The following is a 13,818-nucleotide window of genomic DNA, read 5'->3' as shown; positions in this document are numbered from 1 at the left end:
TCCTTTTACCGTGAAACAATATGAACGGAATTTAAATTAAAAGCGGTCCTACATTTTCGAGGACCGCTGCTTTTGATAATGATTCGAAAGTGTGCCCCTCAGCACCCCCACCCGGTTGGCCATGTAAATCACCGCCACCGCCAGGACAACCAGCAGGGCCAGGGCCTGGTCGCTGCTTAAAAGATTCAGAACCACGGCATTTAAACCCAGAAAAGCGCTGAGCCCGTAGATGGCCAGCACCGCCTGCCGGTGGCTGAGACCCATGGCCATGAGCTGGTGGTGCAAGTGCTCCCGGTCGGGCTGGAAAATCGGTTTGTGATTGTGGTACCGCCTGATCACCGCAAAGAATGTATCCAGCAAGGGAACGCCCAGGATCACCAGCGGGATGATCACCGACACGGCGGTGGCGCTCTTGGTCAGGCTCATAATGGCCATCACCGAAAGGGTAAAGCCGAGAAACATGGCCCCCGTATCGCCCAGGAATATTTTGGCCGGGTGAAAATTATGCCTTAGAAAACCGCCCACCGCCGCCACCAGGGTCAGCGCCAGCATGATCATTTCCGGCAGCCCGCTGGTACCGAACCGGTTCCACTGGGTCCAGGCCACCGCGGCCATGGTCAGGGCGGCAATGCTGGACACCCCGCCGGCCAGGCCGTCCAGGCCGTCAATCAAGTTCACGGCGTTGGTTACGGCCACCACCCAGAAAACGGTGAGTGGTATGCTGAAAAAGCCCAAGAACAATAAATTACCGGTCAACGGGTTGGTTATATAATGAACTTCGATCCCGAAGGGGATAATGGTCAACGCGGCCAGTATTTGCCCCGCCAGCTTGATGCGGGGGGAAAGACCCCGGATGTCATCCAGAATTCCCACCAGGAGAATTACCGTTGCCCCCGCAAGCAACCCCAAAACCTGCGGCGTCAATTCCCGGAACAAAATCACCGCCGTTAAAAAGGCCAGGTAAACAGCCAGTCCACCCATACGGGGCATTAACCCGCTATGGACCTTGCGCGGGTCGGGGTAATCTATCGCGCCCGCCTTTAACGCCAAAACCCGTACCGCGGGGGTTATCACATACCCCAGCACCATGGCGAGCGCCAGGGGTAATATGTATTTTTCCACTTAATATCCCTCCAGCCGGCATAAATCGGCTTAGACAAACTCACGGTTATTTTATCACCGGTCAGCATTAACGTACAAATACCAAATAAGGGTGATATTTGGTCAAATTTGAAGAATAGTAGCTAATTTTGCCGGGTTTGTCCACCTCATCCCCGTAAGGCGTATTTTTAACTTTTCCCGGCTACCGGATATATACCGGATATATTCGAGCGGCGGCCGGTAACCGGCCGCGGTATGCATTTTACCGGAGTTATCCCCTGTCCACCAGCGCAAACAAAAGTTCAGACTCGGCCACCTGGTTTTCACCCACCCGGGCGACGGCCCTGCCCTTGCCCAGGCTGCCGCGCATGCGCAGCAGTTCAACTTCCAGGCGCAGAACGTCCCCGGGCACCACCTGGCGCCTGAAGCGCGCGTTGTCGATTCCGGCGAACAGGGCCAGCTTGCCGGCATACTCCGGCGTGCTGAGCACGGCCACCGCCCCCACCTGGGCCATGGCCTCGATAATCAGCACCCCGGGCATTACGGGGTAACCGGGGAAATGGCCCTGAAAAAAGTGCTCGCCCGCGGTGACGTTTTTGATCCCCACAGCCCGCACCCCGGGCACCACTTCTTCTATCCGGTCCACCAGTAAAAACGGGTAACGGTGGGGTAAAACGTCCATGATTTGTTTAATATCCATGCCGTTATTTCCGTTGTCCATAAATTGCCTCCTTCCCGGGGAAGTATTATGTAATCTTATTTTCCAATATTTCCTTAACAACCTCGGCCGTGCGCCCGGCGGCGCGGCGCAATTGCTCCACGTGCCGGGTTATATTCCCCGCAATCCGTTCCCGCCTGTCCAAAAACTGCTCAGCCATGCCGGCCAGCGCGTCTCCTTTAATCTCGTGCGGGCGCCCGGCGGGGTCAACGCCAATTCGCCGCAGGAACCGCTCCACCTTGGGATCATACGCTATGCCCACCGGGGGCACGCCGCATACCGCCGCAAAAATCAGCGCGTGCAGGCGCATGCCCACCAGCAGGCCGAGGTTGCCCACCAGGGAAATCATTTGCGGCACATTGAGCTTTTCACTGATCAGCACGTGCGGTTCCCGCATCACCGCCGCCACCTCCCGGGAAATCACCAGGTCCGCCGGGCTTTGCATGGGCACAAACACCACCGTGCGCCCCGCCCGGGCCAGCCTGTCCAGGGCGCGGGCCAGTTCCATTTCCCAGGCGGCCGGTCCGGCCAGCGGGCGCACCGAAACGCCCACCACCCCCGCGCCGGGGGTCACCCCGTGGCGCCGCAGGATTTCCGCCCCGGCAGCCATGTCGATATCTTCCGGCCGCAGGCCCAGCACCGGGTCGGCGGTCACCTCGACGGGCCGCCGCACCCCCATGGCACGCAGGTCCTGCAACGATTCCTCGTCGCGCACGGTGACGGCCCGCACGCCCCGGGTGGTGAGCCCCACCAGGCGCCGCCCGCTTTTCGACGTCACCGGGCCGATGCCCTGGGCGTAATAAACCACCGGCCGGCGTAACAGCCGGGCCAGCCAGATCACCCCCAGGTAATAAAACAGGCTCTGCAGCCCGGTGATGTCCTGCAGCAGGCTGCCGCCGCCGCTGACCAGCAGGTCGGCCCGGCGGATCGCCCCGGCCACCTCCCGCACATTCCAGCGGTCCACCGCCCGTACCCCGTAATCCCGCGCGGTGGCGGGGGGATCGTTGGAAAGCACCGTCACCTCCAGCCCCGGAATGCCCCGGCGCAAGGCATGCAGCATGCTGTACAGCACGGCCTCGTCCCCCAGGTTGCCGAACCCGTAGTAACCGGATATTACTATTTTACCGGCTTGATCAACCAAAAGAACACCTGCTTTCAAACCCGCACGGGAAAAGCGAACCTGCGGATCAATCTAATTTCCTTCGAGATAGTCTATGCTGGGGCTTGCAATCATCCAATTAACACAAAGCCCCGCTAAATGAAATTTTTCAAGAGCAGCTTAAAGTTAGTTGCCCCTGCAAAAGCCTGCCTTGGAGCTTCGCGTTAATTTCCGGGTTGCGACTGGGGTGATCATGTCTCGCTCGCCCCACCCCTGTTCAGCGCGGGCAAATTATTGATATCCAGCTCCAGAATCCTGGAGTGGGAATTGGTCAGGGTGAACACCGGCAGCAACCTGTCCCCGGCCAGCGCCGCCTGCCAGGTGTTCATCACCGGGTAACCCAGCAGGGCGGCGGACCAATCCAGTTCCCGGGCAATGTTGCCTTTCCCGTCGATTTCCACCAGGCGGCTGGTACCAAGGTCGGTCACCAGGGTATTGCCGTTCTCCAGGCGGCAGGCATACGAAGGTGCCGGCAGGAACTCCGGAACGGACCGCTCCGCCTCAACCCGGTCGCCTGTTACCGCCGGTACGCCACTGGAAAAGCGCAGCTCAGCCAACCGGCGGCCAAACTGCCAAACCACCTGCTTACTCTTATTTATTTCCAGGACCCTGCCCCCGGCAAACCCGCGATCCACCACCAGCACGTTGCCGTTGGCCAGGCCGGCGGCCATCACCGGCCGCTCCAGGTAGCCCGCGCTGTCCGGAGACAACGGTTTGCGGCTGCCGTAGGACCATACAACCCGGTGCTGCCTGTCCAGCTCCACAATCATAAAGGGCAGGGTCACCAGGATATTTCCATTGGCCAGCTTTTCAGCGTAGCGGGGAGATTCGGCCAGCGAGGCGAAACGGTGTTCCCACACCACTTTTCCCGCGGGGGAGACCTCCAGCACCCGCGGGGCATACGGCAGTCCCGGCGCGCCGGAATCGGCCACCAGCGTGTTCCCGCCGGGCAAACGCCTTGCGCTGACCGGCTGCACACCGTCGATGGACCACACCACCCGGCCCGCGGGGTCGATCTCCTGCACCGAAGGAGCATTGAAACCCACCCGGCAAACCAGGTAATTCCCGTTTTCCAGCAGGTCCACAAACAACGGGTGGTTGACAGTGACAGTATCGATATATTCCCGGTTGATTAATTTGACGGGGGCGGGGGTATTTTCCTGCCCCGCCGGCAAAATCTCCTCTGCCGCCGCCGGTAAACCCGGCAGGCCCGCCAGCAACATCAAACCAATAAACGCCGGTATAAATTTATTCCGGGCGCGGTCGATGAAATCAGCTATACTGGTCATCATTCGGGATTTACCCCCTGCTCAATGTTTTTACTGTAGATTTTAATCGCCTTGGGGCTGCTCTGCCACTCAACGCGGTCGCCCAGGGATTCACCAACGAACCTGAGGGGAACCATCGTGCGCCCGTTGATCACCCCGGGCACGGCATCCAGCAGCACGGGTTTATCCCCCACCAGGGCTTCCCGTTTACCGATGGTCAGGCTTACCGACCGTTCACCACGCACCGCCAGCACGGTTTGCGTCGCCGGGTCCCACGTTACCCTGGCGCCCAGCAGTTCGAAGATGCCCCGCAGGGGGACATAAGCCCGTCCCTGCTCCAGGTAGGGCGGAACATCAAAATAAACCCTCTGCCCGTTGAAGTAAGTGGGGATCTGGTACAGCACCACCAGCGCGTTGGCCACCTTTCTTTCGCTGCCGTCGGAGGGCCTGCTCACCAGCTTGCCGCCCGCCCACATGGCGCTGGACCCACCGCCGTCCAGTGCGGCCGCCCGTACCGCTCCCAGCCCGGCCATCAGCCAGGCCAGTTCATCCGGTGTCAGCCCCGCGCTGGCGTAATCGTTTTGTTGATTGGCGCTTTTCACTTTTTCCACCACTACCAGCAGCACGTTCCCGTTGGCCTTGACGCCCACGGCGGTCCTGGCGTTAGGCGCCAGCACCCCGCCCCGGAAACCCTCGTTGACGGCCTGAAAAACGGGAATACCGTCCTGCACCAATAACGGCCCGCCGGTAACCAGGTGATCGATCCCCTCCAGTCCGGAGCCGAAAGTGGATTGGATTTGGAGCGTGTCGCCCTTGCGGAAAGAGCCGGCCAGACCCGCCCGCGCGCTGCCGAATACCAGCATATAATTCCCGGGGCCGGGCCGGGCATCCACAACCTTAAAAGTGCCATCCCCGGCCCTCTGCAACACCACGGTGTTCGACCCGGAGGCGCTGATGCCGCCGCTCCCCAGGGGCGTCAACAAAGTAACTTCGCCCGCCCCGGGCAGCCGGTTGTAGCCGTCCACGGTCAAACTGCCCGCGCCCGAGACAACCCTCGTTCCGGGAATAAAATAACCGAATTTGAACTGGCCTTTGCCGTTCCAACCCACGGAAGTGCGGAGCAGATCCCGGTGGTAGTGCACCACGCCATCCACCACCAGCCCTCCAATGGGATTGCCGCTGCCGCCGTCAAAAAACCCCCCGTTTACAGCCGCCACGGCGCCGTGCCGGGCAGCCAGGCTGCTCACCGTCTCCCTTCCACCCAGCGCATCATTCCCCGGCGCCGGCCGGATTTCCAGCAGTTCCCCTCCGGGTGTGATTTCCGTAACATGCCCCGTCACCGGCTGGCCGGACCAGTTCTTGGTTGAAAACGGGTAGTAAACAACCCCGGGCGCCAGTTCTGTTTTAACGCCGTAGCGCAGATCGCTCTCCCCGGCGGCGCCGGCGGCGCCGGGCCACCCCGCGATCGACAGGGCCAATATCGCAGTAAAAACAACTATTATTTTTTTAACCAGGTAAAACATCATGATGCTCCCCCCGCCTGTCTATATCCATTTAACTATAGACTGACAAAATTCGGCTTTTGTTCCATGCAAAAAAAGCAATACCCGTTTGGTAGGGTATTGCCATTTGTTTAATGATTAAGGATTAATGATAATCTGCACGTGACCGCTGGAAGGGGGTGTTCCTGTTTCGGGCAGCGCGTTGTTGTCCCGGGGCACCTGCGGTTGGGATGTCGTACCGGAAGTGTCCGAACCGGTATCCGGGCCCTGATTGCTACCGGACCCGCTCGAATTTGCCCCCTCACTACCGGAAGCCGGACTTTCCGGGCCGGGTGCCGGTTCAGCCGTTTCCGGGGGGGCCGGGTTCCCGGTCCCGGCGGAATCGCTATCGCCGGCGGGCCGGGACGCCGGGCGGGATTGCTCCAGGGCGACCTGCTTGCCGCCGGCGCTATTGTTATCTCTTGTAATTTCCCCCTGCACCACTTCCACAACCTTGCCCTCCTCAAAGAGGGCGGCGGCCACTTGTTTTGCCTCTTCCGGGTCCACGTACCAGTAACTGACGCCGTTTTCGTTAAGGAACCAGCCCGGCAGTGTCTGGGTCACTATCTGCACGTTATCTATATTCCTGGCCGCCCTGGCCATCGCCACCATTTGCTTCAACCCCATATTGGTTTCCACGTTTTTATATATCTCGGGGATCAGCCTGGGCAGCTTGGTGATGGTGCCGGGTTTCATGACCTCCTCCCCGATGGCGGTGAGCAGCTTCAGCTGGCGCTGGGTGCGGGTAATGTCCCCCAGTTCGTCGTAACGGTAACGGGCGTACATCAGGGCCTGGTCGCCGTTCAAACGCTGCACGCCTTTTTGCAAATCAATATTATAAGCGCCGCCATAAGCCCGCTCGTGGTAGCGCATATCCTTTTCAACATCCACGGTGACGCCGCCCAGGGCGTCCACTATGCCTTTAAAACCGTTAAAATTAGTAATGATATAATAATCCACCGGCATCCCGGTAAGTTCCGAGACAACGTCCATGGCCATTTCCGGGCCGCCGAACAGGTTGGCCGCGTTGATCTTGTTCACCCCGTGGCCGGGCAGGTTCACCTTGGTGTCCCGGGGGATGGAAAGCAACGAAATCCGGTTGTCTTTATTATTGATGTTGGCCAAAATCATGGTATCGGTGCGAAGGCTTTTGTCATTTTGCCGCTCGTCCACGCCCATCATCAGCACGTTGAGGCCGTCCAGCCTGGCCAAATTCATTTCATCCCGACCATCATTTTTAGAGACAAGATTATTACCTGTAAGCCAGGGCCACAAGTAATTGTTGGCCGCCACAAAACCACCGGAAAATAAGCCCGCCAGCAGCAAAAGAAACACAAAAAATCTCAACTTGCTTTTTAGTCTTCTTTTTCTACGCATTTCTCGCCTGCGGCACCTCCTTTGCCGTCGTGCCGTAAACTGTTCCGCTTCAGTGCCATCAACAACCCTTAGAGAACATAATACACCTTCGGGGACAAACCTTCAACCAAATCTTTGCCGTCGCTTACCAAATCCATAGGTTTTCAGCACCAGCCAGGCAAATTTGGGCAGCACCAGCATGCGCCGCCAGCGGGACGGTTCCCGGATGAGCCGGCCCAGCCACTCGATTTTCATCCGCTGCATCCAGCGGGGCGCCCTGGCCACGCGGCCGGCGACAACGTCGAAACTGCCGCCCACGCCCATGGCCACCACCGGCCCGATCCGGTCAACATGGCGGTCGATCCAGAGTTCCTGCCTGGGAGCGCCCAGAGCCACAAACAAAAGCTGCGGCGCCGCCTGCTTGACCTGCCGGACAACCAGTTCCTCCTCGTCCGGCTTGAAGTAGCCGTGGTGGGTCCCGGCCACCTGCAACCCCGGATACTTGCGCTGCAGGTTGGCCGCCGCCTCACCGGCCACCCCCGGGGCGGAACCCAGAAGGTACACCCTCCAGCCCTCGGCGGCCGCCCGCCGCACCAGGCGCAGCATCAGGTCGATGCCGGTAACCCTTTCCGGGAACGGCGTGCCGGCAACCCGGCCGGCCCATACAATACCTTCACCATCGGCGGTAACCAGGTCCGCCCTGCGCACCAGTTCCAGCAATAAAGGTTCCGCGCTGACCGCCCGGTACAAAAATTCCGGGTTTAAAGTAATGACCCGGCAGGATCGCCCGCCACGAACCAGTTCCGCAACCCTTTCCTCGGCCTGCTCCATGGTCAGGCGGTCCACCGGGGCGCCAAAAAGTTCCACTCTCATTACATAATCACCTGGTATATGTATTTCTCCGTTTTCTGGAACTTACCTGTAGTAAATTTTTGAAAAAACCCGAAAAACATGGTAATACTTAATCCCGTGAATTAATCCAGCGTTCCGCTGTCCACGTCATAGGTGAAACTATCCAGTAAATCAGAGGATTCATCATAGAAATAAATATCGACTACCTCCGGGTCGGCGCCGGCATCGTCTTCAAAAATTTCGGCTATATCCTCGCAAATACTTTCAACGTCGCTTTCAATAACGCTTTGGCTCATATCATCCCACTTACTTGAGGCATCGTTGTCAGCTGCTTCCAGGTATACAACTATTTCATCATCATCTTCATCGTAGTCCACATAATACACTGAAAATTCGACGTCGCCCACATCGTAACTGTCGCCCAGCAGGTCGTCCTCCACGTCGCCGGTATCCAGGCCGCCGTTACGGTAATCATCGTCCTCAAAATCAACGTCGAGGTCGTCTTCCCCGTCCTTGTAAAACTCAACCAGCACGTCGTCATTGCCGGTGTTGATTATGGTTCCGTTCACTTCCGTATCTTCGGAAAGCTTATCCTGAATATCTCCGACCAGGTCTTCCAGCCAGTCTTCAATCTCCCGGTCGGTTAAATCATCCCATTCCGATTCATATTCATCCAAGTCAACCTCGATTTCCACGTCCACCTCGTCTTTGTCGCCGTCAAGCTTAATCCCGTCGATGGACACGTCACCCAGTTCATCGTAATCACCCAGCAGGTCGTCTTCCAGGTCGCTTAAATCCTGCCCTTCCGTTCTGGCCTGCTCCAGCTGTTGCTCCAGTTCGGCAATTTTCTTTTTCAGGTCCCCAATTTCCTTGTCCTTCTGGCTGACCTGCGTCTTCAGGCTATTTACTTCCGTAGTGGTTTTACTGGAAATATTGATGGTTTTGGTTGTCCCCTGCCAGTTCACGTAGCAGTTCAATGCTTCACCCACCAGCCGCAGCGGCACGTAAGTGACCCCGTTAATGGCAAAGGGCTCTTCCGATGGATTTATATTGACGGCTTTCCCGTCCACGTAAAGCTTGATACCGGCATAGTTCACTTTAACCTGTTTGGTGGCTATAGTAGCTTCAGCCACACCGGACAATCCCAGGGCAAAAACCAGCGCCGCAAGTAACACAATAAGCTTTTTCTTGAAAATTTTAGACACCTCCGTTAGTTTTTCAATTAATTACCTGGTATTTTGACGAAATAAGCTGGCAAGTTGTTCCTTGCGGCATGTTCAAAAATAACTTTCCGGTGCCCGTTGAAAATTATTGATAATAATACTTTTGCGCCAGCCGCTCGCCAATATTCCACAGCGCGATCAGTACCAGGCCGCCGGCGATGCCCAGCCAGAGCCCGTGGAAGCTCCGGGTCAGGGATACCAGCAGCGGCGTGTGAATGTGGGCGTAAGTATTCACCAGGGAAACCTGGCCGATGGCCCCGATCAGCAGCAGGGGCATGTAATTGTTGTTCCGGTACCCCAGGTAGAACAAAAGCAGCAACAGCGGGTGCCCCAGCAGGAATTCCTTGGTGCGGGGGCGCACGCCCAGCAGGTTGTCCAGCAGGGTGCGGAACTTCAGCTCCAGCGGGGATATGGCCGCTGATTCATTGCCCGTCCGGGAAACATACACCAGCAGCGCCACCAGCAGGATCGCCCCCACCACGGCGAATTTCACCGCTATGGGCTGGTCCAAAAACCGCTGCAGCTGCCGCTGCCAGCCGCGCCCCTCTTCATCCCCCCGGAAGAAAAAGATCAGGGCGACCAGGAGCAGGGGCGCCACGTGCGCCAGCTTCACCCCCGTAAACTGGTCCAGCTTGAGCATGAACCCCGCGTCGGCCAGCAGCCCCACCATTAAAAGCGCCCCAGCAAAAGTATACAGCGACGTGCGCAGCAGCAGGAGGATACTCCCGCCTACGGGAGAACCTCCCCGCTTCACATTAATAGCCAGGGACAGGGTGGGAAAAATAACCACCGCGGCAAAGGCCATCAATTTACGGGCCGCAGCCGGGTCCACCGCCAGCAGCCCCGTCCAAAGCAGCAGGCCGGTCAAGCCCAGGCCCGGCGTTGCCCTGTTCCAGCCCATGGCCAGGGTCAGCAACATCCCCCCGGCAATCACGCCCAGGCCGGTTACAAACAGCAGCCAGCGGGAAACGGTCAGGGGCTGCAAAACCGATGCATCCCCCACCTGCATGCCCTCGGCGCTCAACCTGGTCGATAGCTCGCCGGCCAGCTGCAAGTTCATCTGCAGCGCGCCGGGCACCTCCGTCTTCATGTAACTGTGCAGCAGCAGCACCCTGATGTTGCGCTCGGTGGCCGCAAGAGTGAACCGGTCCACCATGGCCGATATACTGTAATCCTTTTTGGCGTCCTCTTCCAGGGAAATAGTGTGCAACCTGACAATATGTTTATCCAGCAACAAACCCAGCCGGGAAAATCCTTCCTGGGGGGAAAATTCAATTTGGATTACGGGCACGTCCAGCTTGTCCAGCTCGTAGGCCAGCGACCTGATCCGGTCGGGCGCTCCCGGCAGTTTGGGGTCGTTGAACGCCACCCCGGCCAGGTTGGGAATCCGCCCCACCTGCCCCAAAACATATTCCAGCCCCCCGGGGGTAACCTGATCCCAACTGCGCAGTTGCACCAGGGTTTTCAGGCCGGCCGCCCTGATATCCTCCACGGCCTCATCCGGAATGCCCAGGCCGATCTGTTCATATAGTTTCTGGTTGTTGTAGCCCGCTTCAATGATATACAGGCCGGGCTGTTCCCAGGTCCTCACCCGGACCCCCTTGGCCCGCAGTTGCCCTTCGGCCCGCCGGTAGGAATTCTCGGCCGGTGTGACCAGGTACAGGAAGCCGGGCTGCACCTGCCCCCGCAAGTTGTCGTAAAACCCCCGGGGCATTTGCGGATTGCCCAGCAGCAATTCCCGGCCGGTGAAAACGGAAAACTCCCCGCCCAGTTCCGCGTCCTTCAACGTGGGCTCCTTGACCAGCACGGCCCCGACGCCCCTCTCCCGGAACCGGCTCAGCACATCCACGGTGCTGGTGCCGTTCATCCGGGCCAGGGAAGCCACCTCGTCATACACAACGGCCAGCGCCACGCTGCGGTGTTGCCGCTCCAGGCCATACCTCGCCCGGGCCAGCCAGCCGGCGGCAACCAGGGAAACAATAATTATTCCAATCAGTGCCAATTTCCACTTTTTCACGTTCACTGGTAAAACCCCCAGCTTAAAATATTGCTGCAATCATGGACTAAGCACCAGTCACCTAACGGTACATGATCACGGTGGGCTTTTCCGCCTTGACGCCCCGGCCGTCAGCCCTGGGGATCAGCAGCAGGTGGTTGTTTTGCGCCACCTGGCCCGCCAGCACGTTTTTACCGTCGGTCAGGTCAGAAATACCGCTGCCGGTGGGGTCCACCACCACCGCCCTGCCGCTGCGAACGATCAATTCCATGCCGGCATTGCCGGTAAATTCCTCCCCCGGCTCCAGTTCGGACAGGGCCCACCCCCGGGACGCCGGTCCCGCCGGGGACCCGGCCTGGTTAAAATATTCACGCACGTATTCTTCCACAAAACTTTTGGTTACCAGGGGGTCATTTACAGACCCGGGGGTTTCGTCTTCCCTGGCGGCGGTAGCCAGGCCGGCAAAGCCCAGCGCCGCTCCCGCCAGCAGCCCGGTTAAACCCAGTACAGCAATATATTTTTTCACTACCACACCTCCGAACTTTAATTCGACATTGCCGCAGCCGTATCCTGCCCGGCACCGTCCCGAACCGCGCTGTCGTAATCTTCCACCCACTCGATAAAATGCCTGATCAGGGTATAACCCACCCCGACCTTGATCACGTTGTTGTTCTTCCGAACCCGCTCCAGGAGCTTTTCGTCCCAGAATCCAAGGCTTGAAAGGTAGTCAAAGGCCTCCTGCTTGCCCATTTCACGCCCCAGGTAGCGGCAGAACATGTAAGCCACGTCGTTGATGGTCAGGCTGTTGGTCTCGGTGCTGAGATAAGGGTGGGCCTTGACCCTGGCGCCGGTCTGCTTGACAGCCGCGGACAAGCAGTAAATAAACCTGGAATCGGGCATTTCATCGTCCAGCCCGTAATGGTTATAATAGCCCCCTACGGCCCGGCCCAGGCGGCGTATGAACTTGAGCCCCTCGTAATCGGGGTGTTGCGTGATGGGGTTGCTGATATTAAAGGGCGCCAGTTTCATCCCCTGGCGGTTGAGCAGTTCCTGCAGGCGCTGCATATCCCCCGGGGAACGGGCCATCTGGCGAAAAGTTTTTCTCTCCTTGATCGCCAGGGCGGCCGCCGCCCCGGCGGCCTGGCCCTCGGCCATGCCCACGGGAATGGTGCGGGCGCTGCCGTGGGCCAGGCAGTCATAACCCGCGCTGCGCCCCACCACCAGCAAATTGTCCACCCGCAGCGGCACCAGGCTGCGGAACGGCACGGCATACTGGCGGGGATTGCCCACCACAACGCCGGGTTGCCCCGGCCGGGTGGGCTGGATGTCCACCGGGTAGGAGCCAAAGGCCACCCGGTCGTAAAAATCCCTGTTTTCCAGCACATCATCTATGGTCAGGCAGTATTCCGCCTTGATATGGCGGGACTCCCGGATGTACAGCTCGGGGGCGTACCCCGCCAGTTCGGCGTTTTTCAACCCGGGGACGTTTTCCTTTAAGAACTGGACCAGCCGCGGTAGTTCCGCAATGGCATCCATCCTCGCCCTCTGGCGGGATTCCGGATCCAGCGGGTTCACTTCAAAAATGTGCAGCGCGTTGATCAGCACACTTTTGTCCAGCTGCCGGCCGATATTCAAGCCGCGCAACCCGATGCGGGGGCTGGCGGGCCGGTAGTTCCTGGTGATTTCGGCAAACCCCCAGGCGCTCCGGAAGTTGCTCCCGCTCAGGGGGTTATTGTCCTTGTAAATCAGGTAAAACTGCATCACCGCCCAATCCAGGCCGGAAACATTTTTCAACCTGAACACCAGGGTGGCCGCCATCAAGTCGCCGGGCCGGCCGATTTCCTCGTGCCCGAAACTGTACGGCACCCCCGCCGCGGCGGCAAGGTCCGCATCCTGGGTGGCGTCAATCACCGCCCGGGCCAGGATATCCACCGTCCTTCCCCCGCAGGTGGTCACCCGCACGCCCAGCAGCTTTTTGGCCTCCCCATTTTCCTCCACCAGAGGTTCTATTTTCTTAACGGACAATAACCGGGTCAACTTTGATTCTTTGTCGATCATCTCGTTGAAAACTTTTTGGGCATAGTCGACGTCAAACGAGTCGCCGCCCACCCGCCGGTAAAATTCCAGGAAAATGCCCTCGTTCAAAATTTTATTGCCCGGGCCGTAATTCATATCGATGCTGTTCAGCCAGCCCCGGGTCATCAGCCCGCCCACCCCGGGCCTGGTATCCACCAGCAGCGTGTCCAGGTTGTTCCTGGCCCCGGAAACGGCGGCGGCAATCCCCTCCGGGTCGCTGCCCACCACCACCAGGTCGTATTCGACAACCCGGGCGTTCTCTATATCCTCTTTTTGTTCAATATTGTCAACCCGGTCGTCAAGCGGGTTGGATAAACCACAGCCGGGCGCGGCCAGAACCACCGGCCCGGCTGCCAGGAGCACAAATACGATTATGCAAAGCAGTTTGCGCCAGTTCAACCCCGTCACTCTCCGGCCTGAATTTTAATCACTCTTTAACTATTTCGTAAACCGCATCCCAAAGCATGTATAATTTTACTTTGTCGCCCCTATTAAGTTGATCAATGGAGGTGGTCAAGCCGTAGGCAC

11 protein-coding genes are annotated in these 13,818 nt (G+C 58.7%); all 11 read right to left on the bottom strand.

What is annotated here, in order from left to right:
* Positions 1 to 48: 48 nt before the first annotated feature.
* The 11 genes from IT084_RS01300 to IT084_RS01250 all read right to left on the bottom strand — a co-directional run bounded on the left by IT084_RS01300 (position 49) and on the right by IT084_RS01250 (position 13,689).
* Positions 49 to 1,122, bottom strand: a complete 1,074-nt coding sequence (locus tag IT084_RS01300) for an MraY family glycosyltransferase (RefSeq protein WP_313885403.1) — start codon at positions 1,120 to 1,122, stop codon at positions 49 to 51.
* A gap of 250 nt (positions 1,123 to 1,372) precedes the next feature.
* Entirely contained in the window at positions 1,373 to 1,822 is a 450-nt protein-coding gene (gene fabZ / locus IT084_RS01295) for a 3-hydroxyacyl-ACP dehydratase FabZ (protein WP_243276639.1), read from the bottom strand.
* A gap of 25 nt (positions 1,823 to 1,847) precedes the next feature.
* Entirely contained in the window at positions 1,848 to 2,960 is a 1,113-nt protein-coding gene (gene csaB, locus IT084_RS01290; protein WP_195710386.1) for a polysaccharide pyruvyl transferase CsaB, read from the bottom strand.
* 209 nt (positions 2,961 to 3,169) lie between these two features.
* Complete coding sequence (locus IT084_RS01285; protein WP_195710383.1) at positions 3,170 to 4,270, bottom strand: hypothetical protein; 1,101 nt, start codon at positions 4,268 to 4,270, stop codon at positions 3,170 to 3,172.
* Positions 4,267 to 5,772, bottom strand: a complete 1,506-nt coding sequence (locus IT084_RS01280) for a phosphodiester glycosidase family protein (protein ID WP_195710381.1) — start codon at positions 5,770 to 5,772, stop codon at positions 4,267 to 4,269. The genes IT084_RS01285 and IT084_RS01280 overlap by 4 nt, the downstream gene beginning before the upstream one ends.
* Before the next feature lie 114 nt (positions 5,773 to 5,886).
* Positions 5,887 to 7,164, bottom strand: coding sequence for an LCP family protein (locus tag IT084_RS01275; protein WP_195710379.1), 1,278 nt, complete (start codon positions 7,162 to 7,164; stop codon positions 5,887 to 5,889).
* Between the two features lie 102 nt (positions 7,165 to 7,266).
* Positions 7,267 to 8,016, bottom strand: coding sequence for a WecB/TagA/CpsF family glycosyltransferase (locus IT084_RS01270; RefSeq protein ID WP_195710377.1), 750 nt, complete (start codon positions 8,014 to 8,016; stop codon positions 7,267 to 7,269).
* Positions 8,017 to 8,117: 101 nt separating this feature from the next.
* Complete coding sequence (locus IT084_RS01265) at positions 8,118 to 9,200, bottom strand: stalk domain-containing protein (RefSeq protein WP_195710375.1); 1,083 nt, start codon at positions 9,198 to 9,200, stop codon at positions 8,118 to 8,120.
* A 103-nt stretch (positions 9,201 to 9,303) separates the two neighbouring features.
* Positions 9,304 to 11,241, bottom strand: a complete 1,938-nt coding sequence (locus tag IT084_RS01260) for a DUF5693 family protein (RefSeq protein WP_195710373.1) — start codon at positions 11,239 to 11,241, stop codon at positions 9,304 to 9,306.
* Positions 11,242 to 11,296: 55 nt separating this feature from the next.
* Positions 11,297 to 11,740, bottom strand: coding sequence for a hypothetical protein (locus IT084_RS01255; RefSeq protein ID WP_313885402.1), 444 nt, complete (start codon positions 11,738 to 11,740; stop codon positions 11,297 to 11,299).
* Between the two features lie 17 nt (positions 11,741 to 11,757).
* Positions 11,758 to 13,689, bottom strand: a complete 1,932-nt coding sequence (locus IT084_RS01250) for an FAD-dependent oxidoreductase (RefSeq protein ID WP_195710369.1) — start codon at positions 13,687 to 13,689, stop codon at positions 11,758 to 11,760.
* Positions 13,690 to 13,818 lie beyond the last annotated feature (129 nt).

Source organism: Desulfallas sp. Bu1-1, from assembly GCF_015594625.1.
GTDB lineage: Bacteria > Bacillota > Desulfotomaculia > Desulfotomaculales > Desulfallaceae > JADNRQ01.
Note: the sequence above shows the minus strand (reverse complement) of the source record. Positions and strands in the feature narration are given on the sequence as shown.